Genomic DNA, 22,547 nt, shown 5'->3' with positions numbered 1-22,547 from the left:
GGTTGACCATGGCCACCGCGCGTTCGACCGGCGCGGGCCTCGGTGCGCCGCTGGCGGACCTGACCGTGCTCGTGCCCGAGGGCACACCCGTCGGCTCCCGGTCCGCGATCGCCTACTACCTCATCCGGGACCTGATCGTCACGCTGGAGCTGCCACCGGGTGGGGTCGTGGTGGAGCGCGAGCTGATGGAGCGGCTCGGGCTGGGTCGGACCCCGGTGCGGGAGGCGCTGCGGCGGTTGGGGGACGAGGGGCTGGTCCTCATCTATGCCCGACGCGGCATGGTCGTGGCTCCGGTGCACGCGAGCGACCTGGAGGAGGTCTCCGAGGTGCGCGTGGACCTCGAGGGATTGGCGGCGCGTCAGGCCGCTCGCCGCGCGGACGCCCACGATCGCCGGTCGGCCGCCGATCTGGTCGCGCAGGTCCACGGCCGGGACCACGGCCAGGACCCGCGCGACCTGATCCGCCTGGACCAGCGGGTCCACCACTGCGTTCACCGCGCCGCGCACAACGGCTACCTGCAGTCCACGGCCGATGAGTACCTCACGCTGAGCCTGCGGCTGTGGTTCCTGGGACTGGACCGGGTGCCTCGCCTGGACGCGGCGGTCGCCGAGCACAGCGCACTGCTCCGGGCCGTGGCCGACGGTGATGCCGTGGGTGCCGAAGCGGCCGCGCGAGCGCACGTGGTGGGGTTCTGGCAGGCCATCCGCGCAGTGCTGGCGACCCCGGTGGCCCCTGGCCGGGTGGACGTCCCGGCGTGTCGGCGCGCCGCGCCATGACCTCGAACACGTGTTCGGGTAATGTCGTCCACAGGTGCTCAGCCGACGACACTCGTGTCCACAGCCCCACGGCAGCTGCGGACCGTTGTCGGTGGTGGCTCCTAGCGTCTGACCAGACAGCACGAGACGTCCGACTGTGCAGATCTGGTCGCCGGTGGACGCGCCCGACACGATGAACCAGGAAGGTGTGGCATGGCTGACGTCACCACGCTCGACAGCAAGCTCCAGCAGCAGAAGCTGAAGTCCCTCGACAACGTCATGGGCCAGATCGAGAAGCAGCACGGCAAGGGCGCGGTGATGCGTCTCGGCGATGACATCCGCCCGCCCATCGCCGTCATCCCGACCGGCTCGATCGCCCTCGACGTCGCCCTCGGCATCGGCGGGCTGCCCCGCGGCCGCGTCGTCGAGATCTACGGCCCGGAGTCCTCCGGCAAGACGACCGTCGCCCTGCACGCCGTCGCCAGTGCCCAGCGGTCCGGAGGCATCGCCGCCTTCATCGACGCCGAGCACGCCCTCGACCCGGACTACGCGAAGAAGCTCGGCGTCGACACCGATGCCCTGCTCGTGAGCCAGCCGGACACCGGCGAGCAGGCGCTCGAGATCGCCGACATGCTCATCCGCTCCGGCGCACTCGACATCATCGTCATCGACTCCGTCGCGGCGCTCGTGCCCCGCGCCGAGATCGAGGGTGAGATGGGGGACAGCCACGTCGGCCTCCAGGCCCGCCTGATGAGCCAGGCGCTGCGCAAGATCGCCGGCGCGCTCAACAACTCGGGTACGACGGCGCTCTTCATCAACCAGCTGCGCGAGAAGATCGGCGTGATGTTCGGCTCGCCCGAGACGACCACGGGTGGCAAAGCGTTGAAGTTCTACGCCTCGGTCCGTCTCGACGTCCGCCGCATCGAGACCCTCAAGGACGGCACCGACCCGGTGGGCAACCGCACCCGGGTCAAGGTCGTGAAGAACAAGGTTTCCCCGCCGTTCAAGCAGGCCGAGTTCGACATCCTCTACGGCCTGGGCATCTCCCGCGAGGGTGGGCTCATCGACATGGGTGTCGATCACGGCTTCGTCCGCAAGGCGGGCGCCTGGTACACCTACGAGGGCGACCAGCTCGGACAGGGCAAGGAGAACGCCCGCAAGTTCCTCAAGGACAACCCGCAGCTCTCGGACGAGATCGAGTCGAAGATCAAGACCAAGCTCGGCATCGGTGTCGCACCCGTCGAGGAGACGGTCGACGAGCCGGCCGAGGTCCCGGTCGACTTCTGATCGACATGAGCGACGAGTCGACCCAGGCCGCCGCACGCACGCTCGATGAGCTGCGTGTGGCGGTCTGCGCCATCGAGGAGCACGAACCCGCGCCGCGTGACCAGCCGCCCCCGGACCCGACAGCGAAGGACGCTGATGCGGACGCCTATGCCGTCGCGAGGGCGGTCGTCCTCCGCCTGCTGGCGGGAGCACCGAAGTCCCGCTCCGAGCTGGAGAAGGCCCTGCACCGCAAGGGCTGCCCGGACGACGTGGCGACCTCGGTCCTTGACCGCTACACCGAGGTCGGGCTGGTCGACGACGAGGCCTATGCCCGTTCCTTCGTCCGGTCCAAGCAGGCCGGTCGTGGTCTGGCCCGGCGTGCCCTCTCGCACGAGCTGCGGCACAAGGGGGTCGACGAGGAGATCGCCCAAGCGGTCCTCGAGGAGGTCGAGCCCGAGGACGAGCGAGCCCGGGCGCACGAGCTCGTGGCGAAGAAGCTGCGCTCGATGCACGGTCTGGACCGCTCGGTCCAGACCCGCCGTCTGGCCGGCATGCTCGCCCGCAAGGGCTATGGGAGCGAGGTCTCGCGTCTCGTGATCACCGAGGCACTCGACGCCCAGCCCGAGCACGCGCGCGACTGACCCTGCCCCCGGGTGCCCTTCTCGCGCCTGCGCGGACCGTCTCGCGGTTAGTGTGGCCTCGTGACTGACGCACTGGACACTCTCTTCGGGACCTATTCACCCAGTGCGGCGTGGGACGAGATGCTCGACGAGTCGGGTGAGCCCCGACCGCCGTACAAGCCGATCCACCACACCCTGCGCGACATGGAGCCGGAGGCGCTCAAGGAGCGCGCCGACGCCCTCGCCCGGATGTTCTTCGACCAGGGGGTCACCTTCGACCACGCGGGCGAGGAGCGGCCCTTCCCGCTCGACGCCGTGCCGCGCGTCATCGACGCCGATGCCTGGCAGACCGTCGAGCAGGGTGTGGCCCAGCGGGTCAAGGTCCTGGAGGCCTTCCTCGACGACATCTACTCGCGCCCGCACGGACTGCCTCGCGCGGTCGACGACGGCATCATCCCGTGGAAGCTCATCGCCACGTCGGCCCACTACCACCGCGCCGTCGCCGGCCTGCGGCCGCCGAACGGCGTGCGTTCCCACGTCAGCGGCATCGACCTCATCCGGGACGAGGAGGGGACCTTCCGTGTCCTCGAGGACAACGTCCGGGTCCCGTCCGGGGTCTCCTACGTCATCGCCAACCGGCGGGCGATGACCAATGTCTTTCCCGAGCCCTTCGCGACGATGCGCATCCGCCCGGTGCACGACTACCCCCGGATGCTCCTCCAGGCGCTGCGGGCGTCGGCGCCGGAGGGCCGGGCCGAGCCGACCGTCGTCGTCCTCACCCCGGGGGTCTACAACAGCGCGTACTTCGAGCACTCGCTGCTCGCCCGGATGATGGGCGTCGAGCTCGTCGAGGGCCGGGACCTCGTCGTGCGCGGCGGTGAGGTGCGGATGCGCACCACCCACGGCGAGGAGCGCGTCGACGTCATCTACCGGCGCATCGACGACGACTTCCTCGACCCCGTGCACTTCCGTCGTGACTCGATGCTCGGTGTCACCGGGCTGGTCTCCGCCGTGCGCGCCGGACGCGTCACCCTCGCCAATGCCATCGGCAACGGCGTCGCCGACGACAAGCTCGTCTACTCCTACGTCCCGGAGCTGACGCGGTACTACCTTGACGAGGACCCGATCCTGCCCAATGTCGACACCTACCGGCTCAACGAGCCCGAGGCGCTGCGGGAGGTCCTCGGGCGCCTCGACGAGATGGTCGTCAAGCCGGTCGACGGCTCCGGCGGCAAGGGCCTGGTCATCGGCCCGAGCGCCTCGCCGACCGAGCTCGACGAGCTGCGCGCGAAGCTGCTCGAGGACCCCCGCGGGTGGATCGCCCAGCCGGTCGTCCAGCTCTCCACCGTCCCGACCCTCATCGACGGCACGCTGCAGCCGCGCCACGTGGACCTGCGGCCCTTCGCCGTCAACGACGGCGACGAGGTCTCGGTGCTCCCCGGTGGGCTGACCCGGGTGGCGCTCCCGAAGGGCCAGCTCGTCGTCAACTCCAGCCAGGGCGGTGGTTCCAAGGACACCTGGGTGCTCGCGGGTCGGTACAACCGGGTACCGCAGGACACCGACGAGGGAGAGGTCATCTTCCTCGGCTCCGGGGCTCCCAATGAGCCACGCTCGAGCGAGGAGGACCGCTGATGCTCAGCCGGATCGCCGATGCCCTCTTCTGGATCGGCCGCTACGTCGAGCGGGCCGACGGCACGGCTCGGATCGTCGACGTGCTGCGGCTGCAGCTCCTCGAGGACCCGGCCACCGACGAGCAGACCGCCTGCACCATGGTGCTGCGCGGCATCATGGGCTACGAGGACGTCGGCGAGGTCGACTACCAGGGCACCAGTCGCATGCTCGTCTTCGACACCGCCAACCCCAATGCGATCTCCGGGTCCTGGCGCGCCGCCCGGGAGAACGCGCGCAGGGCCCGCGAGACGGTCTCCACCGAGATGTGGGAGACCCTCAACACGACCTACCACCGGTGGAATGTCTTCACGCCGGGACGGGCGACGCAGCACCACCTCGGCTGGGTGCGCGAGCGCGCTGCGCTCGTGGACGGCATCGCCGACACGACGATGAGCCACGACGACGCCTGGGACTTCCTCATCCTCGGTCGTGCCCTCGAGCGCGCCGACATGACCGCCCGGATGGTGGCCACCGGCGCGAGCGACTTCGGTCCCGGATGGGGCTCGGTCCTCGCGAGCTGCGGTGCGCAGCAGGCGATGCTGCGCACGATGCGTGGTGTCGTCACCGACCGCAACGCCGCCGCCTTCCTCACGCTCGACCGTCGTTTCCCGCGCTCGGTCATCGCCGCTCTCAAGGAGGCCGAGGACCGGCTCATCGTCCTGTCCCCGGACAAGGACCGCGTCGGCTTCTCCGACGAGGCCCGCCGCATCCTCGGGCAGGTGCGCACGTCACTGGAGTTCAGCAACCCGGATCGGGTGCTCGAGGACCTGCCCGAGCGGATGCAGGAGGTGCAGGAGGCCGTCATGGCCGCTGCGGACGCGATCAGCGCCCGCTACTTCATGTCGGCGCCGGCCCAGGAGTGGACGGGAGAGGTCGTATGAGCAGCAGGCGGCACCGGATCGTGCACCGCACGACGATGCGCTACGACGGTGAGGTCTCGACCTCGCACAACGAGCTGCGGATGATCCCGGTCAGCGAACCGGGACAGGCGACGCTCGAGGCGCGGGTGCGCGTGCGCCCCCTCACGTGGAGTCACGTCTACGAGGACCACTGGGGCAGCCAGGTCATGGCGATGGAGGCCCAGACCCCGCACGAGGTCCTCGAGATCGAGGCGACGAGCATGGTGGAGCGCTCGGAGTCGCCCATCGACGTCGAGACCGGGGGATGGGACGCCGTCCGCGACCACGAGACGCAGGACCGCCTCAGTGAGTTCGTCGCCCAGACCCCTCGGACCGTACCCCCGGCAGAGGTCGCCGAGCTCGCCGCGCAGGCCGGCGCCGAGCCGACTCCGCGTGCGGCTGCGCAGGCTCTGTCGAGCCGCATCCAGGCAGCCCTGACCTATGAGCCGGGCATCACCGGCTGGCAGTCCACGGCCGCCGAGGTGTGGACCCACCGTCGCGGGGTGTGCCAGGACGTTGCTCACGTGACGCTCGGCGGCCTGCGGACGCTCGGTATCCCGGCCCGGTACGTCAGTGGCTACGTCACCGCGGAGGCCGGCGAGCTCGAGCGGGGCCAGAGCGGGCCGGGCCGCAACCACGCGTGGATCGAGCTGTGGGACGGCGCGTGGCGTCCCCTGGACCCGACCACCCCCGGTGAGGTCGGCCTCGATCACGTGGTCATCGGCCGCGGCCGTGACTACGACGACGTCGCCCCCTTCCGCGGGATGTTCGTCGGCCCCGGCATCGTCGACCTCGATCTCGAGATCACCTACACCCGTCTCGGGTGACCTCGGGCGAAGGGGGTGAGTCACCCCCTTCGTCCGTCGTACCCTTGTCGGGCCATGACTGTCACGCCCAAGACCTACGACGTGCGCACCCACGGGTGCCAGATGAACGTCCACGACTCCGAACGACTCTCCGGCCTCCTCGAGACCGCCGGCTACGTCGACCTCGCCAGCCTGCCTCCGCAGGACCGGGGCGAGGTCGCCGACGTCGTCGTCTTCAACACCTGCGCGGTGCGGGAGAACGCCGACAACAAGCTCTACGGCAATCTCGGCATGCTGCGCCCGCTCAAGCAGCGCAACCCCGACCTGCAGATCGCCGTCGGTGGGTGCATGGCGCAGAAGGACCGGGCGACGATCGTCGAGAAGGCACCCTGGGTCGACGTCGTCTTCGGGACGCACAACATCGGCTCCCTGCCGGCGCTGCTCGACCGCGCCCGGCACAACGAGGAGGCGCAGGTCGAGATCCTCGAGTCCCTGGAGACCTTCCCCTCGACCTTGCCGACCCGTCGGGACTCGGCCTACTCCGGGTGGACGTCGATCTCCGTCGGGTGCAACAACACCTGCACCTTCTGCATCGTCCCGGCGTTGCGCGGCAAGGAGAAGGACCGCCGCCCGGGCGAGATCCTCGCCGAGGTCGAGGCGCTCGTCGCCCAGGGCGTCATCGAGGTCACCCTGCTCGGGCAGAACGTCAACTCCTACGGTGTCGAGTTCGGCGACCGGCTCGCCTTCGGCAAGCTGTTGCGTGCCTGCGGTGAGATCGAGGGTCTGGAGCGGGTGCGCTTCACCAGCCCCCACCCGGCCGCCTTCACCGACGACGTCATCGATGCCATGGCCGAGACGCCCAACGTCATGCCCAGCCTGCACATGCCCCTGCAGTCCGGATCCGACCGGGTGTTGAAGGCCATGCGGCGCAGCTACCGTTCGGAGCGCTTCCTCGGGATCATCGAGCGGGTGCGCGAGCGCATCCCCGACGCCGCGATCACGACCGACATCATCGTCGGCTTCCCGGGGGAGACCGAGGAGGACTTCGCGCAGACCCTGCGGGTGGTGCAGGAGTCGCGCTTCTCCTCCGCCTTCACCTTCCAGTACTCGATCCGACCCGGCACGCCCGCGGCGACGATGGACGACCAGGTGCCGAAGGAGGTCGTCCAGGAACGCTACGAGCGACTCATCGCGCTGCAGGAGGAGATCTCCTGGTCCGGCAACCGGGCCCAGGAGGGCCGCGAGCTCGAGGTCCTCGTCGCCACGGGGGAGGGGCGCAAGGACTTGAAGACGGCGCGCCTGAGCGGTCGCGCCCGGGACAACCGTCTCGTCCACTTCTCCCTGCCGCAGCACCTGCCCGAGGCGGAGCGCCCGCGCCCCGGCGACGTGGTGACCGTGGGCGTCACCTACGGCGCCCCACACCACCTCGTCGCCGACTCGGCGCTCGAGGGTGGGACCTTCGCGGTGCGCCGGACGAAGGGCGGGGATGCCTGGGCCGCCCTGCAGGAGGACGGCACCGAGGGCGCCGTCGCGAAGCCGAGCGTCTCGCTCGGGATGCCCCGCATCGGGGCGCCGGATCCCGTCGAGGACGCCGGGTGCGGGAGTTAATTGACGTTTCAACCATGTATGCCTAGAGTGGTTCTCACACCGCACCACGAGAGCTCAACCACCCAAGGAGCACTGCATGACTGACTTCAGCACCCTCGCCGCCGGCACCTACGTCATCGACCCGAGCCACACCGAGGTCGGTTTCGTCGCTCGGCACGCGATGGTCACCAAGGTCCGTGGGTACTTCCGCGACCTCGAGGGCACCATCACCGTCGCCGACGACGCCGCCGCCTCCAGCGCCACCGCCACGATGAAGACCGCGTCCGTCGACACCGGCAGTGCCGACCGGGACGGCCACCTGAAGTCGGCCGACTTCTTCGACGTCGACAACCACCCGGAGATCACCTTCGTCTCCACCGGCCTCGCCGATGTCACCGGCGACGGATTCGACCTCACCGGCGACCTGACGGTCATGGGCATCACCAAGCCGGTCACCCTCAAGGCCGAGTACGACGGGACCGCCCAGGACCCCTTCGGCAACGTCCGGGCCGGATTCACGGCCACCACGACCGTCGAGCGTGAGGACTGGAACCTCAGCTGGAACGCCGCGCTCGAGACCGGTGGCGTCCTCGTCTCGAAGAAGATCACCCTCAACCTCGAGATCTCCGCGATCAAGCAGGCCTGAGGACGAGCACCGTCGACGAGCCCCGAGGCCACTGCGGCCTCGGGGCTCGTCCGCTGCGCCGAGACACAGGTGAGAAGATGCCGCCCATGACCATCCACCCGATCACCATCTGCGGTGAGCCGGTCCTGCACACCCGAGCGGAGCCGGTCACCGAGTACGACGAGTCGCTGCGGACCCTCATCGACGACATGTACGCCACCCAGGAGGCCGCCCACGGCGTCGGCCTCGCGGCCCCCCAGATCGGGGTGGGCCTGCGGATCTTCAGCTGGAGCATGGCCAATGACGACGGTGTTCCGTCGCTCGGTCACGTGATCAATCCCTTCGTCAAGGCGATCAAGCCGGCGGTCGGGGAGCCGGACCGGGACCACGAGTCCGAGGGCTGCCTCTCCGTGCCCGGTTACTCCTTCCCCCTGCGTCGGGGGGAGCGCGCCGAGGTCACCGGCTACGACCGGGACGGCCACGAGGTCGCCTTCACGGCGACCGGGTGGTTCGCGCGCTGCATGCAGCACGAGTACGACCACCTCAACGGCTTCCTCTACCTCGACCGGTTGAACGAACGGTGGAAGAAGAAGGCGAAGAAGGCCGTGCGGGCGGAGGGCTGGGGCGTGGCCGGGCTGACGTGGGTGCCCGGCGAGGGCCCCGACCCCTTCGGCCACGACGAGCCCGACGACGAGGAGTGAGCACCGCTCCCGAGGTCGTGGCGGTCGTCGGCGCGACGGCCACCGGCAAGTCCGACCTCGCGCTCGACCTCGCCGAGGCCCTCGGGGGAGAGGTCGTCAACGCCGATGCCATGCAGCTCTACCGGGGCATGGACATCGGGACCAACAAGGTGCCGGTGGCCCAGCGGCGGGGGGTCGCCCACCACCTCCTCGACGTCCTCGAGGTCACCGACGAGGCGACGCTCGCGGACTTCCAGGCGCGTGCTGAGGCCGCGATCGTCGACATCCGTGCGCGGGGCCGGATCCCCGTCCTGGCCGGTGGGTCCGGCCTGTACGTCCGTGCGGCGCTCGACCACCTCGAGATCCCGCCGACCGATCCGGCGGTCCGGGCCCGGCTCGAGGCCGAGGCAACGGGCGAAGGGGGCGTGGCGGCCCTGCGTGCCCGGCTGCGCTCCGCCGACCCCGTCGCCGCGGAGGCGATCGAGGCGAACAACATCCGTCGGATCGTCCGGGCCCTCGAGGTCGTGGAGATCACCGGCCGGCCCTTCTCGGCGACGGCGCCGACCAAGCGCTACCGGCGCCCTTCGGTCGTCATCGGACTGCACGACGACCGGGCCGCGCTCGACGTCCGGATCGAGCGACGGGCCCGCCGCATGTGGGCGGACGGGCTGCTCGACGAGGTGGCAGCGCTCGACGCCCTCGGCCTGCGTCGGGGCCGCACGGCATCCCGGGCCATCGGGTATGCCCAGGCCCTTGCCGAGCTCGACGGGCGGATCGGCCGCGAGGAGGCCATCGCGCAGACCGCGCAGGCGACCCGTCGCTACGCGAGGCGGCAGGAGTCCTGGCTCCGGCCGGACCACCGCGTCGAGTGGCTCGAGGCCACCGCCGGTGGACTCGTGGAGGCGGCCACGGATCTGGCTCGGCGTCCGACGCAGGATCCGTCAGAATGGACCCCATGAACCTGCGCTTCACCAAGGGCCACGGCACGGAGAACGACTTCGTCCTCCTGCCCGACCTCGACGCCACGCTCGACCTCACCGCCGAGCAGGTGGCGCTCCTCGCCAACCGCCAGGCGGGCATCGGTGGCGACGGCGTGATCCGGATCGTCCCCACCGCGGCGGCCCAGGAGGAGTCGGTGCGTGCCCTCGCCGGCGACGCGCAGTGGTTCATGGACTACCGCAATGCCGACGGCTCACTGGCGCAGATGTGCGGCAACGGCACCCGCGTCATCGCGAGCTGGCTACGGCGCGAGGGCCTCGTCGGCGACGAGTTCAGCCTCGCCACCCGGGCCGGGCTGCGGGGCATCCGCTTCGAGGGGGACCAGATCGTCACCCACATGGGCACCTGGCGCTTCGTCGACGAGGAGAGGGCCCAGAGCCAGGGCTTCGATGCCCTCGTCCACGTCGAGGAGGCCGAGGAGATCACCGAGCCGTACTCGGCGCTCTCGCTCGACCTCGGCAACCCGCACACCGTCGTCGCGCTCCCGGAGAACGTCTCGCTGAACAACCTGCGCCTGCTCCGGCCGCCGGTGGTCAACCCCGAGCCGCCGGAGGGCAGCAATGTCGAGTTCGTCCGGGTCCTCGGTCCCGGCCACATCTCGATGCGCGTCCACGAGCGCGGCGTCGGGGAGACCCGCGCCTGCGGCACCGGTGTCTGCGCGGCCGCGATCGGGATGAACTTCTGGTCCGGGGACGTGGACTCGCCGGCCACGACGACCGTCGAGGTACCCGGTGGCACCCTCGAGGTGCGGCTCCTGCCCGGCCGTGCGGTCGAGCTCGCCGGACCGGCGGCGCTCGTGGCCGATGGCACCACGACGCTCGTCTGACTCCCTTCGCCCCGGTCCGCCCTCGACCGGCCGACGATGTCGGTCCACGTCTACGCTCCCCGCATGGAGCTGATCACCGATGTCGAGCGCGGGGCGTGGCTGCGTGACCGGGCCGGTGGGTGGGCCAGGGTCGGTGGGGCGGCCGGGACGGGGTTCGAGGCATATGCCCGCATCCTGCACCCCGTCCCCGCGACCCTCGAGGACCTGTCCGTCACGGACGAGTGGGGGATGCACCCGGTGCTGCAGGAGTCGCAGTGGCCGTGGTCGGCGGTCGCGCGGAGAGTGGGCCGCACGATGCATCCGCTCGTGCAGTGGAACCGGGTGACCCGGGACGTCGATGACGGGACGTCCTTCGAGGACGGGTGGCGCGTGCACCAGACCACCGAGGGGTTCTTCGACCTCGGGCTGCTGGCGACCCTGACCGGGCACCTCGCCGACGCCACGAGCACCCCGGAGGACGTGGTCGCGGCGATCTGGAACGGCTGGGGTGAGCTCGGCCACCACGGCTGGGCGTACTACCGCGAGGAGGGCTCGGGGCTGCAGGGCTGGTGGGCCCAGCGGCGGGCCCAGCGAGAGGCAGAGGCCGAGCGGCGGGTCGCGCTGTCGCCGGAGGTGGAGCGGATGGCCAAAGCCGGACCCTTCCTGGAGTGGCCGGCACGCGATCTCGTCCTCTTCGCGACGTCACTGCCCGAGCTCGCTGACCCGACGTGGCCCGAGCGTGCCGGGATCGGGGTCCTGCCGGGGGGCGGCGACATCAGTCCGCAACTGATCTGGCCGGCCGACCACTCCTGGGTGGTCGCGAGCGAGATCGACTGGGACAGCACGATCGTCGCCGGCTCACGCTCGCTCGTGGAGGCGGTCATCGCCGACGAGACCTTCGAGGCCTTCGAGGTCGACGAGGACGCCGACCTCACCTACGAGGGGGACACCATCAATCCACCGTGGGACGGCTGACGCGCAGGACCCGGAAGCCCTTGCTCGTGGACACGCGCTCGGTGGGCAGGTCGAGCTCGGTCGTCATCCACCGGTGGAAGGTGTCCGCCCCGAGGTTCTTCCCGATGACGAGGTGGGCATCGGCTCCGGTCGCGAGGCGGGGGAGCCACGTGCGCAGCAGGTCCTGGGCCGCGGGCTTGCCGATGCGGATCGGTGGGTTGGACCAGATCGCGGCGAAGGGGAGGGCCGCCGGGACCTCCTCCGGCCGGACCGCGCGGACGTTGTCCAAGCCCAGGGACGCGGCATTGCGGCGGGTGAGGTCGAGCGCGCGCTCGGTGACGTCGACGGCCCAGACCGTGGCCCCGGGGGAGCGCATGGCCAGGGTGAGGGCGACCGGCCCCCAGCCGCAGCCGATGTCGAGCAGGTCTCCGGCAGAAGGGGGCTCGGGAACCGCATCGAGAAGGATCGCCGTGGCCCTGTCGAGGCGCCCGGGCGAGAAGATGCCGCCGGCCGTCTCCACGGTGACCTCGCGCCCGGCGAGCTCGGTGTGCACCTGACGCCGCTCCCCGGAGGGGGCGGCGGGGGCGTCGGTGAAGTAGTGGCTGGTCGGCTCGGTCACGGTGCCAACACTATGGCCCGGTCACCGCCGTGGCGTCCGGACCCTTGACAGAATTCGAACAGGTGTTCGATAATGGAAGTGGTGAAGGGAGGGGCCATGACCGAGCCGACGATCGGGACATCCAGCAACTCCTTCCTGCCCCGACAGCTGTCCGAGGCGCTGGCCGCGCTGGGTTCGGCGTCGGTGGACGGTCTGACGGAGGCTGAGTGCCTCGATGTCGTCACCTTGCTCGAGGCGACGAAGGGCGCCGCAGCGGCCCTGCAGGCACATGCCACGGCACGCTTCGTCGAGCAGCGTGACGCCGATGCCCGTGCAGCCCGCGAGCGCGGTGACATCTCCCGACGAGAGGCCTCGTGCCGGCGCAGCGCGACCCGGGCGGAGGTCGCTCTGGCCCGTCGGTCCTCACCCGGTCAGGCGGACCGGCACGTGGGCGCGGCCACGACTCTCGTCCACGACCTGCCGCAGACGATGTCGGCGCTGACGGCCGGCAGGATCAGCGAGTGGCGGGCGACGATCATCGTGCGGGAGACGACCTGCCTGTCCCCGGCGGACCGCGCCGAGGTCGACCGTAGGCTGGCGCCGGACCTGACGATGCTCGGGGACCGCGCTCTCGCTGCGGCGGCCCACCGCGCCTGTGTCGATCTCGATCAGGAGGCGCTCGTGGAGCGCCGTCGCCGCGCCGCAGGCGCGCGCCGGGTCAGCGTGCGACCGGCACCCGACGGCATGGCCTTCCTCAGCGTCGTGGGTCCGCTCGTCGACGTCGTCGGTGCGTACGCGGCCCTGACCGCTGGAGAGAGGGCACGGCACGTCGCGACCGGTGAGCCCGAGGTGGACGCCGCCCGCGCCGGCGACGAGCGGGGGCGCGGTGCGTGGATGGCCGATACTGCGCTGGAGCGGTTGTCCGGCCGATCGGAGGGGCAACTCCAGCGGGTCGAGGTCGCCCTGGTCATGAGCGAGTCGGCGATCCTGCCGGATGCCGAGAAGTCCTGCAGTGCCGACGATGACGGCCACGCTGAGGTCCCCGGCTGGGGCTCCGTCCCCGCGCAGTCGGCCCGCGAGCATCTGCTCTCCCTCCTCGACGCGGACGAGCGGGTGTGGCTGCGTCGGCTGTGGGCCTCGCCCGATGGACGCGACCTCGTCGCGATGGAGTCGCGTCGCCGGCTCTTCACCGGGGTGCTGCGTCGCTTCGTCGAGTTGCGCGATGCCACGTGCCGGGTGCCCTGGTGCGATGCGCCGACCCGGCAGGTCGATCATGTCGCTCCCTTCGCCCGCGGAGGAGCCACAGGCGCCGCCAATGCCATGGGCACCTGCCAACGCCACAACCTCGTCAAGGAGGAGCCCGGCTGGTCCGCCGAGGTGGTCGCGACCGGGCTGGATCCCGGAGGAGGAGCCCACGAGGTCCTCTGGCGGACACCCACGCGGGGCGAGTACCGGTGTGTCGCAGCACCTCTGCTCGGTCACGGCCGTCGCCGACGACCTGAACGGCACCATCGACCCGACTCGGTGCTCGAGGCTGCGCTCGAGCGACTCCTCGAGGCTGCCTGACCCGACGGAGTGCTCAGACCACGTCCTCGTCGACCCAGTCGAGCGTCTTGCTGATCGCCTTGGTCCAGTTGCGATGCAACCGGGCGACTTCGTCGGTGTCCATCTGCGGGGTCCACCTCACGTCCTCGGACCAGTTGTCGACGATCTCGTCCGTCGACGCCCAGTAGCCGATCGCGAGCCCGGCGGCATAGGCCGCACCCAGGGCTGTGGTCTCGGCGATCTTCGGCCGCACGACGTCCACCCCGAGCACGTCCGCCTGGAACTGCATGAGGGTCTCGTTGGCGACCATGCCACCGTCGACCTTGAGCTCGGTCAGCCGCCCACCGGCCCGCTCGGCGTCCTCCTGCATCGCGTCGAGGACGTCCTTGGTCTGGTAGGCGGTCGATTCCAGCGCCGCCCGGGCGATGTGCCCCTTGTTGGCGAAGCGCGTGAGCCCGACGATCGCTCCCCGGGCGTCCGGCCGCCAGTGCGGTGCGAAGAGTCCGGAGAAGGCCGGGACGAAGTAGACGCCACCGTTGTCCTCGACGCTCGCGGCGAGCTGCTCCACCTCCGGCGCGTCCTTGATCAGTCCGAGGTTGTCCCGCAGCCACTGCACGAGGGACCCGGTCACCGCGATGGATCCCTCGAGCGCGTAGACCGCCTCCTCCTCACCGAGCTGGTAGCAGACGGTGGTGAGCAGGCCGTTCTCGCTCGTGACGATCTCTGTGCCGGTGTTGAGCAGCATGAAGTTGCCCGTGCCGTAGGTGTTCTTCGCCGTCCCCGGCTGCAGGCAGGCCTGTCCGAAGGTCGCCGCATGCTGGTCGCCGAGGATGCCGGCGACCGGCGTGCCGTTGAGCACACCCGGCTGGCACTCGCCGTAGACCTCCGACGAGGAGCGGATCTGCGGCAACAGCTGCATCGGCACCCCGATGGCCTCGCAGGACGCCTCGTCCCAAGCCAGTGCACGCAGGTCCATGAGCATGGTGCGGGAGGCATTTGTCACGTCGGTGACGTGGACCCCGTCGTTCTCGCCGCCCCCGGTGAGGTTCCACAGCACCCACGTGTCCATCGTCCCGGCGAGCAGCTCGCCGGCCTCGGCCCGCTCCCGGGCACCCTCGACGTGATCGAGGATCCAGGCGATCTTCGGACCGGCGAAGTAGGTCGCGAGCGGCAGCCCGCACACGTCCTTGAAGCGCTCGGTTCCCCCGTCCTGCGCCAGGGAGTCGACCAGCGCCTGCGTCCGGGTGTCCTGCCAGACGATGGCATTGTGGATCGGCTGCCCGGTGGCCTTCTCCCAGACCACGGTCGTCTCCCGCTGGTTGGTGATCCCGAGTGCCGCGATGTGTCCGCTGTTGAGGTTGGCCTTGCCGAGCGCGCCGCCGATGACCCGACGGGTGTTGTGCCAGATCTCCAGCGCGTCGTGCTCGACCCACCCTGCGCGCGGGAAGATCTGCTCGTGCTCGAGCTGGTCGCTCGAGATGACCTGCCCCTCGCGGTCGAACACGATGGCCCTGGTGCTCGTCGTTCCCTGGTCGATCGCCAGCACGTACGTCGTCGGAGTGCTCATGACGGCATCTTCTCAGGTCTCGCTCACGGGCTCAGGCCGTAGCCACGTACCGTTGGGGCGGAGGGACACCGGCTCCCTTCGTCACAGCGAACCCCGGAGGATGCATGCCCGTCGCGACCCCGCTCGATGCCGCACAGCGTGACGCGGCGTGGCGCCGCATCGCCGAGGAGGACCTCGACGTCCTCGTGGTCGGAGGCGGCGTGACCGGCGCCGGCGTGGCCCTGGACGCGGCCACCCGGGGGTTGAAGGTCGCGCTCGTCGAGCAGCGCGACTTCGCCTCCGGCACCTCCTCCCGCTCGAGCAAGCTCTTCCACGGCGGTGTCCGCTATCTCGAGCAGCTGAACTTCGGTCTCGTGCGGGAGGCGCTCAAGGAGCGTGAGCTCATGCTCACCCGGATCGCGCCGCACCTCGTCAAGCCGGTCTCCTTCCTCTACCCGCTGAGTCACCCGATCTGGGAGCGGCCCTACGTCACCGCCGGGCTGACCCTCTACGACACGATGGGTGGCGGTCGGTCGGTGCCGCGCACCAAGCAGATGACGAAGGGGGGTGTGCGCCGCATCGCGCCGGGCCTGAAGCCCTCGGCTCACCACGGTGGACTGCTGTACCACGACGCCCAGTGCGACGACGCCCGCCACACCCTGACCGTCGTGCGCACGGCCGCCGCCTACGGCGCCACGGTGCTCAACTCGGCCAAGGTCACCGGGCTCCTCCACGCGGGGGAGCGGGTCGTCGGTGCGAAGGTCCTTGACGTCGAGACCGGCAACGAGGTCGAGGTCAAGGCCTCCGTCGTCATCAACTGCACCGGTGTGTGGACCGACGACATCCAGCGGATGGCGGGCGGTCGGGGTCGCTTCCACGTGCGGGCGAGCAAGGGAGTCCACCTCGTCGTCGCCCGCGACCGGATCAACTCCGAGACCGGCCTGATCCTGCGGACCGAGTCCTCGGTCCTGTTTTGCATCCCGTGGAACACCCACTGGATCATCGGCACGACCGACACGGACTGGAACCTGTCCAGGGCGCACCCCGCGGCCACCTCGGCGGACATCGACTACATCCTCGACCAGATCAACGGCGTCCTGCTGACGCCGCTGACGCGTGAGGACATCCAGGGCGTCTACGCCGGTCTGCGCCCGCTCCTCGCCGGTGAGTCGGAGGAGTCCTCGCAGCTCAGCCGGGAGCACGCCGTGGCCCGGCCCCAGCCGGGTCTGATCTCGATCGCCGGCGGCAAGTACACGACCTACCGCGTCATGGCCCGGGACGGTGTCGACGCGGCCCGCGAGGACCTGTCGGCCGGGGTTCCGGACAGCGTGACCGAGCACATCCCGCTCGTCGGGGCCGAGGGCTACCAGGCGCTGGTCAACCAGCTCGACGTCCTCAGCCGGAGGCACGACCTGCCGGCCTGGCGGATCACCCACCTGCTCGATCGCTACGGCTCGCTCGCGGAGGAGCTCTTCGCCCTCATCGACGAGGACCGCTCGCTGGCCGAGCCGCTGCCCGGAGCCGAGGAGTACCTCACGGTCGAGGTCGTGTACGCCGCCCGTCACGAGGCGACGGTGCACCTCCACGACCTCCTCACCCGTCGGACCCGGATCTCCATCGAGACCACCGACCGTGGTGTCGAGGCCGCTCGGGCCGCCGGGCCCGTCCTCGCGGCGGAGCTCGGGTGGGACGAGGAGCGCACCGACTCGGAGGTGCAGCACTACCTGCGCCGCGTGCAGGCCGAGATCGACTCCCAGCAGATGACCGAGGACGAGCGGGCAGACGCCGAACGCACCGAGGCCACCGACATCCGGACCCTGGCCAAGGGCTGATCGGCGTCGGGAGGCCTCGCCGTCGCGTCCGCCGAGGTCACTCCCGCACGAGGGTGGAGACCCAGACCCGGGTCAACAGCTGTGCGTAGTCCGTCGGGTCGAGCCCGCGTGAGGTGATCAGCTCGAAGTACTCGGGGCCGTTCATCGACCACACGAGGTCGGCGACCCAGTCATCGTCGAGGCCTGCCCGCAGCTGCCCGGTTGCGCGCAGGTCGGCGGCGAAGAGGCGCATGTTGGCAGCCCGCCTGGCCGAGACCGCGGCGTAGAGGTCGCGACAGGCTGGGTCACTGTCACCCGCCTCGCGCAGGGCCAAGAGCAGCGGGACGGTGCAGGGCAGGAGCCGACTGAGCGCCTCAGCGTACGTCTCGATCATGCCGCGGGCCGTGGACGAGGACCGCACCGCAGCCACGTAGGCACGCTCTCCGGCGGGCAGGGGCCCGGCTCCCTCGGCCAGCTCGTTGTCGTGGACTGCCAGGAGCAGCTCCGGCTTGCGACCGACGCTGGTGTATACCGTGTCGACCGAGACGCCGGCCGACCTGGCCACCTCGGTCACCAATGTTCCGGCCCAGCCCCGGCTGATGAACAGGTCGCGGGCGGCACCCAGGACGGCGCGGCGGGTGTCGTCGGCGGCCGCCCTGCGTGCCGGCGAATCGTAGCGCCGTCTCTTGACCGGATCACTCATGCGGCGTAGCGTATCAATTCAGTCGAAGTCCCTTCGGACGAATATGTGGGTGTCGCCATGACGACCGAGTCGAAGCGCCCAGAGCACCGTGACCAGCCTCGCGTGGTCATGCGTGAACCCGGCTCCGCTCGGGGCACGTGGGCGATGGCGTCCCTGTTCGAGCATCTGATCGAGGCACCCGAGAGCGGCGGATCGCTGGACGTCGCCCTGGTGACGCAGCCCGTCGGCGTCGCGACGCCGCTGCATCGGCACACTCGTGAGGCCGAAGCCTTCTTCCTCCTTGACGGACAGGTCGATTACCGGGCAGGCGACGAACTCTTCGAGCTGTATGCCGGATGCTTCCTGTTTCTTCCACGCGGCGTACCGCACGCCTTCCGTATCCGCGGTGACGCCCCGGCCCGCTTCCTCGCCCTGGCCGCACCCGGAGGCTTGTTCGGCCTCTACGACGAGATCGGGATCCCGGCGCTCGAGTTGCGACTGCCGGGACCGGACGGACTGACGCCGGAGGTCGAGATCCCGCGATGGGCCGAGATCGGCCCGCGTTACGGACTTGAGGTGGTCGGGCCTCCGCTGCCCGAGTAGTTCTGATGGCCCCAGCCCTGCAGTCCGTGCGCCGCCGACCCGGGACGGGACTATTCGGTGGCCGAGAGGCGTTCCCTGATGAGACCCTGAGGAGAACATGACAGAACCACTGCGCAGCGACGGCACCGACCACGACGACGAGCAGGACGACTCGAGCGCACTCGACTCGACCATCGACAGAGTGCTCTCGCGCCGCGCCCCGGCGCTGGCAGGAGCCGATCGTGGGGGTGCGTCCCACGACTCCCACGACGGTGACCAGCTGGACCGCGAGGAGCGGACCGCCCTTCGCCGTGTCCACGGACTGTCCACCGAGCTCGAGGACATCACCGAGGTCGAGTACCGCCAGCTGCGGCTCGAGCGGGTCGTCCTCGCGTCGGTGTGGACCGACGGGACCGTGGCCGACGCGGAGAACTCCCTGCGTGAGCTCGCCGCCCTGGCCGAGACAGCCGGTTCCGACGTGCTCGAGGGGGTCCTGCAGCGCCGGCAGAACCCCGACCCGGGGACCTACCTCGGCTCCGGCAAGGCCGCCGAGCTGCGCGAGATCGTCATGGCAGAGGGAGCCGACACCGTCATCTGCGACGCCGAGCTCGCCCCGAGCCAGCGGCGCGCCCTCGAGGACGTCGTCAAGGTCAAGGTCATCGACCGGACCGCGCTGATCCTCGACATCTTCGCCCAGCACGCGAAGTCCCGGGAGGGCAAGGCCCAGGTCGAGCTGGCCCAGCTGCAGTACCTCCTGCCCCGCCTGCGCGGCTGGGGTGACTCGATGTCCCGGCAGGCCGGTGGCCAGGCGGCCGGTGGTCAGGGGATGGGCTCTCGTGGCCCCGGTGAGACGAAGATCGAGCTCGACCGCCGCCGCATCCACTCCCGGATCGCCAAGCTCAAGCGTGAGCTGTCGGGGATGAAGACCCACCGAGACACCCGGCGCTCGGCCCGCATCAGCCACGGGGTCCCCGCCGTCGCCATCGCCGGGTACACCAATGCCGGCAAGTCGACCCTGCTCAACCGCCTGACCCACGCCGGCGTGCTCGTCGACAACCAGCTCTTCGCCACCCTCGACACGACCGTGCGTCGGGCCGAGACCGATGACGGGCGCGAGTACACGCTCACCGACACCGTCGGATTCGTCCGGGCGCTGCCGCACCAGCTCGTCGAGGCCTTCCGGTCCACCCTGGAGGAGGTGTCCGACGCCGACCTCCTCCTGCACGTCGTCGACGGGTCGCACCCCGATCCCGAGGGTCAGATCTCGGCGGTGCGCGCCGTGCTCGCCGATGTCGAGGCGACCGACGTCAGGGAGGTCGTCGTCATCAACAAGGTCGACGCAGCCGACCCCGAGGTGGTCGAGCGCATCCTGCGCCACGAGAAGCACTCGATCGCCGTCTCCGCCCGCACCGGCGCGGGCGTGCCCGAGCTGCTCGCCCTCGTGGCCGATGAGCTGCCCAAGCCGGACATCGACGTCGAGGTCCTCGTGCCCTATGCGCGCGGCGACCTCGTGAGCCGACTCCACGACGAGGCGAAGATCCTCGTCGAGGAGCACGTCGGCGAGGGCACCCGGATCCGGGCGAAGGTGCACGACGGCCTCGCCGCCGAGCTGGCGCCCTTCGTCGCGACGACGGCCTGACTCACAGGGCCGCCAACCGCACGGCCAGGGCGATCATCGTCACCCCGATGACGCCGTCCAGGACCCGCCACGTGCGGGGCCGGGACAAGGGGGTCGCGAGGGCCCGCGCGCCCAGCCCCAGCCCGATGAACCACACGGCGCTGCCCACCATCGCCCCTCCCGCGAAGGTCCAGCGCTCCTCCCCGAAGCCATTGGCGATCGACCCGAGCATGAGCACGGTGTCGAGGTAGACGTGCGGGTTGAGCAGGGTGAGGGCCAGCGTGGTGAGCACCACCGACCCGCGGGAGGCGGGTGCCGTCGCGGTCAGACCCGTCGGTCGGGTCGCCCGCCGCAGGGCGAGCAGGCCGTAGGCGACGAGGTAGACCGCCCCGGCCCACGTCACGACCCGGACGAGAGCGGGGTGGCCGCTCACGACGGCGCCGACTCCGGCCGTGCCCAGGCCGATCAGGGCGGCATCTGCCGTGATGCAGATGAGCACGACCGGTAGCAGGTGCTCCCGTCGGATGCCCTGTCGCAGGACGAAGGCGTTCTGGGCGCCGATGGCGATGATCAGGGCGAGGCCGGTCAGCATCCCGGCGAAGGCGGTGAGGAGCACAGCTCGACGCTAGACCCACGATGAGCACAAGCCCAGCGAATGATTCTGCAGGATCATTAGAGTTGCTTCATGCACCTCGACCAGCTCCGGGCACTCCTCGCCGTCGTCGACCACGGAACCTTCGATGCAGCGGCCCGGTCCCTGCACGTCACCCCCTCGGCGGTGAGCCAGCGCATCAAGGGGCTGGAGCGCGACACCGGTCGGGTGCTCGTCGAGCGCGCCACCCCTTGCCGAGCGACGCCGGCGGGGGAGACGCTCGTGCGCGCGGCCCGGCAGATGGTCCTCCTCGAGGAGGACGTCCGGCTGGAGCTGGGCGAAGGGGGCGGGGCCGTCGACCTGCCCGTCGCCGTCAATGCGGACTCGCTCGCCACGTGGTTCGAGCCGGTCCTCGGTGTGGCCGCGGGGTGGACGGACACCCGGCTCCAGCTGGAGGTCGAGGACGAGGAGTACAGCGCCGACCACCTGCGGCGGGGCGGGGTCGTCGGCGCGGTGACCGCGGACCCGGTACCGGTCGCCGGTTGCCGCACGGAGGCGCTCGGGGCCATGCGCTACCTGCCGGTCGCCTCGGCGGCGCTGGCCGACCGGTACGCGCTCGGTCGCGGCTACGCGTGGTCGACGATGCCCGTGCTCCGCTTCAACACCAAGGACGCTCTCCAGACCGGTGTCCTGCACGACCTCGGGGTGACGAGCTCGCCGCCGACGTCGCAGGTGCCCTCCTCGCAAGGATTCGTCGCCGCGGTCCGCGCGGGGCTCGGGTGGGCGATGGTGCCCGAGACCCAGCTCGGCGACGACCTCGAGACCGGGCGCCTGGTCCTGCTGCGATCCCGGGCGCACCGGGACGTCCCCCTCTACTGGCAGGTCTGGACCCTGCAGACGCCCCGGATCACCCGGCTGAGCGTGGCGGTGCACGGGGCCGCTCGAGGGCTGCGACCCGTGCGTCGGCCCTGAGCCCGGGCGTCCGTCGGGCACAATCGCACAGGTGGACACCCTGAGGAGTCGATGGCGGGCCGATGTCGCCGCCCTGTGCGCGGCCCCGGACCGCGACCGCGTCGCGGCGGAGGGGACGGACCTGCTCGATCGCTGGCTCGAGGACCACCGGGCCTACCACGACGCGGTGCACCTCGCCGAGGTCCTCGCGGCCCTGGACGAGCTGTCCGAAGGGGGCGACCTCCCCGCCCGTGACCGGCACCTGGCAGGTCTGGTCGCCTGGTACCACGACGCCGTCTACGACGCCGGAGTCGCCGCAGGGGTCAATGAGGAGGCCTCGGCAGCCCTGGCACAGCAGCGGTTGCCGCTGCTCGGCCTGCCCGAGGAGGTCGTGGCCGAGGTCGTGCGTCTCGTCCGGGAGAGCGCGACCCACGAGATGACGACACGGGACCCGGCGACGCTCGCCTTCCACGACGCGGACCTGTGGATCCTCGCGTCACCGACGGAGCGCTTCGACGCCTACTGCCATCAGGTGCGCCTGGAGTACCGGATGGTGCCGCGCGCGGACTTCGCTCGCGGACGGACCGCGGTGCTGACCCCCTTCGCCACCCGGGAGCGGCTCTACCTCACCGAGCACGCCCACGCCCACTGGACGCAGCGCGCGCGGGTCAACCTCGCCCGTGAGCTCGACCGGCTCGCTGGGCACGGGTGATCCGCAGGCCGCTGGCCCGCAGCCGACGGATCAGCTCGCGGCCGCTCACCTCGTGCGCCCCCGCAGCGACGACCTCGTCGTAGCGGTCGATCGGCACGTCGTAGTGGTCCTCGTCGAAGAGCCTGCGCGGCACGCCCACCCGCCCGGCGAACTCGTGCAGCTCCTCGAGGGTCGAGTCCGAGACGAGGTGGCTCCACGTACGTCCCCAGCCCGGCCACGTCGGCGGATCGACGAGGATCATCG

The 22,547-nt window shown here is 70.7% G+C and carries 23 protein-coding genes; 18 read left to right on the top strand and 5 right to left on the bottom strand.

What is annotated here, in order from left to right; translation table 11 throughout:
- Positions 1 to 8 precede the first annotated feature (8 nt).
- The 12 genes from ACR9E9_RS12960 (at position 9) to ACR9E9_RS12905 (ending at position 11,688) form a co-directional block, all read left to right on the top strand.
- Positions 9 to 776, top strand: coding sequence for a GntR family transcriptional regulator (locus ACR9E9_RS12960; protein ID WP_435199091.1), 768 nt, complete (start codon positions 9 to 11; stop codon positions 774 to 776).
- A gap of 192 nt (positions 777 to 968) precedes the next feature.
- Complete coding sequence (recA, locus tag ACR9E9_RS12955) at positions 969 to 2,042, top strand: recombinase RecA (RefSeq protein WP_435199090.1); 1,074 nt, start codon at positions 969 to 971, stop codon at positions 2,040 to 2,042.
- A 5-nt stretch (positions 2,043 to 2,047) separates the two neighbouring features.
- Positions 2,048 to 2,662, top strand: coding sequence for a regulatory protein RecX (locus tag ACR9E9_RS12950; protein WP_435199088.1), 615 nt, complete (start codon positions 2,048 to 2,050; stop codon positions 2,660 to 2,662).
- 120 nt (positions 2,663 to 2,782) lie between these two features.
- Complete coding sequence (locus ACR9E9_RS12945) at positions 2,783 to 4,273, top strand: circularly permuted type 2 ATP-grasp protein (RefSeq protein ID WP_435203653.1); 1,491 nt, start codon at positions 2,783 to 2,785, stop codon at positions 4,271 to 4,273.
- Entirely contained in the window at positions 4,273 to 5,193 is a 921-nt protein-coding gene (locus ACR9E9_RS12940; RefSeq protein ID WP_435199086.1) for an alpha-E domain-containing protein, read from the top strand. The genes ACR9E9_RS12945 and ACR9E9_RS12940 overlap by 1 nt, the downstream gene beginning before the upstream one ends.
- Entirely contained in the window at positions 5,190 to 6,038 is an 849-nt protein-coding gene (locus ACR9E9_RS12935; RefSeq protein WP_435199084.1) for a transglutaminase family protein, read from the top strand. The genes ACR9E9_RS12940 and ACR9E9_RS12935 overlap by 4 nt, the downstream gene beginning before the upstream one ends.
- 54 nt (positions 6,039 to 6,092) lie before the next feature.
- The gene (gene miaB / locus ACR9E9_RS12930) at positions 6,093 to 7,625 is read left to right on the top strand and encodes a tRNA (N6-isopentenyl adenosine(37)-C2)-methylthiotransferase MiaB (protein ID WP_435199082.1); all 1,533 of its coding nucleotides are present in this window, start codon (positions 6,093 to 6,095) and stop codon (positions 7,623 to 7,625) included.
- Between the two features lie 76 nt (positions 7,626 to 7,701).
- A complete protein-coding gene (locus tag ACR9E9_RS12925; protein WP_435199080.1) occupies positions 7,702 to 8,250 on the top strand; it encodes a YceI family protein in 549 nt (182 codons plus the stop codon).
- An 86-nt stretch (positions 8,251 to 8,336) separates the two neighbouring features.
- On the top strand, positions 8,337 to 8,930 hold the full coding sequence (gene def, locus ACR9E9_RS12920; protein ID WP_435199078.1) for a peptide deformylase: 594 nt from the start codon (positions 8,337 to 8,339) through the stop codon (positions 8,928 to 8,930).
- Positions 8,927 to 9,868, top strand: a complete 942-nt coding sequence (gene miaA, locus ACR9E9_RS12915; protein ID WP_435199076.1) for a tRNA (adenosine(37)-N6)-dimethylallyltransferase MiaA — start codon at positions 8,927 to 8,929, stop codon at positions 9,866 to 9,868. The genes def and miaA overlap by 4 nt, the downstream gene beginning before the upstream one ends.
- Positions 9,865 to 10,734 carry a diaminopimelate epimerase gene (gene dapF / locus ACR9E9_RS12910; protein ID WP_435199074.1) on the top strand — a complete coding sequence of 290 codons (870 nt, stop codon included), beginning with the start codon at positions 9,865 to 9,867 and terminating at the stop codon, positions 10,732 to 10,734. The genes miaA and dapF overlap by 4 nt, the downstream gene beginning before the upstream one ends.
- A gap of 63 nt (positions 10,735 to 10,797) precedes the next feature.
- Complete coding sequence (locus ACR9E9_RS12905) at positions 10,798 to 11,688, top strand: hypothetical protein (RefSeq protein WP_435199072.1); 891 nt, start codon at positions 10,798 to 10,800, stop codon at positions 11,686 to 11,688.
- Here the strand turns inward: ACR9E9_RS12905 and ACR9E9_RS12900 are convergent.
- Positions 11,666 to 12,286, bottom strand: a complete 621-nt coding sequence (locus ACR9E9_RS12900) for a class I SAM-dependent methyltransferase (RefSeq protein WP_435199070.1) — start codon at positions 12,284 to 12,286, stop codon at positions 11,666 to 11,668. The genes ACR9E9_RS12905 and ACR9E9_RS12900 overlap by 23 nt on opposite strands.
- A 96-nt stretch (positions 12,287 to 12,382) precedes the next feature.
- Between ACR9E9_RS12900 and ACR9E9_RS12895 the strand changes: the two genes are divergently transcribed.
- The gene (locus ACR9E9_RS12895; RefSeq protein WP_435199068.1) at positions 12,383 to 13,831 is read left to right on the top strand and encodes a DUF222 domain-containing protein; all 1,449 of its coding nucleotides are present in this window, start codon (positions 12,383 to 12,385) and stop codon (positions 13,829 to 13,831) included.
- A 13-nt stretch (positions 13,832 to 13,844) separates the two neighbouring features.
- Here the strand turns inward: ACR9E9_RS12895 and glpK are convergent, their stop codons facing one another.
- Positions 13,845 to 15,377 (bottom strand): glycerol kinase GlpK, encoded by a 1,533-nt coding sequence (gene glpK / locus ACR9E9_RS12890; protein WP_435199066.1) that lies wholly within the window; start codon positions 15,375 to 15,377, stop codon positions 13,845 to 13,847.
- A gap of 104 nt (positions 15,378 to 15,481) precedes the next feature.
- On the opposite strand from glpK, the gene ACR9E9_RS12885 reads away from it, so the two are divergent.
- Entirely contained in the window at positions 15,482 to 17,188 is a 1,707-nt protein-coding gene (locus ACR9E9_RS12885; RefSeq protein WP_435199064.1) for a glycerol-3-phosphate dehydrogenase/oxidase, read from the top strand.
- Positions 17,189 to 17,225: 37 nt separating this feature from the next.
- Here the strand turns inward: ACR9E9_RS12885 and ACR9E9_RS12880 are convergent, their stop codons facing one another.
- Positions 17,226 to 17,870, bottom strand: coding sequence for a TetR/AcrR family transcriptional regulator (locus ACR9E9_RS12880; RefSeq protein ID WP_435199062.1), 645 nt, complete (start codon positions 17,868 to 17,870; stop codon positions 17,226 to 17,228).
- Between the two features lie 57 nt (positions 17,871 to 17,927).
- Between ACR9E9_RS12880 and ACR9E9_RS12875 the strand changes: the two genes are divergently transcribed.
- Positions 17,928 to 18,452, top strand: coding sequence for a cupin domain-containing protein (locus ACR9E9_RS12875; protein ID WP_435199060.1), 525 nt, complete (start codon positions 17,928 to 17,930; stop codon positions 18,450 to 18,452).
- Positions 18,453 to 18,549: 97 nt separating this feature from the next.
- Positions 18,550 to 20,070: a GTPase HflX gene (gene hflX, locus ACR9E9_RS12870; protein ID WP_435199058.1), complete on the top strand. Its 1,521-nt coding sequence runs from the start codon at positions 18,550 to 18,552 to the stop codon at positions 20,068 to 20,070.
- A 1-nt stretch (position 20,071) separates the two neighbouring features.
- Here the strand turns inward: hflX and ACR9E9_RS12865 are convergent, their stop codons facing one another.
- Positions 20,072 to 20,665 (bottom strand): LysE/ArgO family amino acid transporter, encoded by a 594-nt coding sequence (locus ACR9E9_RS12865; RefSeq protein WP_435199056.1) that lies wholly within the window; start codon positions 20,663 to 20,665, stop codon positions 20,072 to 20,074.
- A gap of 69 nt (positions 20,666 to 20,734) precedes the next feature.
- On the opposite strand from ACR9E9_RS12865, the gene ACR9E9_RS12860 reads away from it, so the two are divergent.
- Positions 20,735 to 21,613 carry a LysR family transcriptional regulator ArgP gene (locus ACR9E9_RS12860; RefSeq protein WP_435199054.1) on the top strand — a complete coding sequence of 293 codons (879 nt, stop codon included), beginning with the start codon at positions 20,735 to 20,737 and terminating at the stop codon, positions 21,611 to 21,613.
- A 31-nt stretch (positions 21,614 to 21,644) separates the two neighbouring features.
- Positions 21,645 to 22,304: an HD domain-containing protein gene (locus ACR9E9_RS12855; protein ID WP_435199052.1), complete on the top strand. Its 660-nt coding sequence runs from the start codon at positions 21,645 to 21,647 to the stop codon at positions 22,302 to 22,304.
- Here the strand turns inward: ACR9E9_RS12855 and ACR9E9_RS12850 are convergent.
- The gene (locus ACR9E9_RS12850) at positions 22,261 to 22,545 is read right to left on the bottom strand and encodes a DUF4031 domain-containing protein (RefSeq protein WP_435199050.1); all 285 of its coding nucleotides are present in this window, start codon (positions 22,543 to 22,545) and stop codon (positions 22,261 to 22,263) included. The genes ACR9E9_RS12855 and ACR9E9_RS12850 overlap by 44 nt on opposite strands.
- Between the last annotated feature and the right edge of the window lie 2 nt (positions 22,546 to 22,547).

Origin of the sequence: Janibacter sp. GS2, assembly GCF_051200835.1 — a bacterium.
Classification (GTDB): Bacteria; Actinomycetota; Actinomycetes; order Actinomycetales; family Dermatophilaceae; genus Janibacter.
This window is presented reverse-complemented; position numbering and strand designations above follow the sequence as displayed.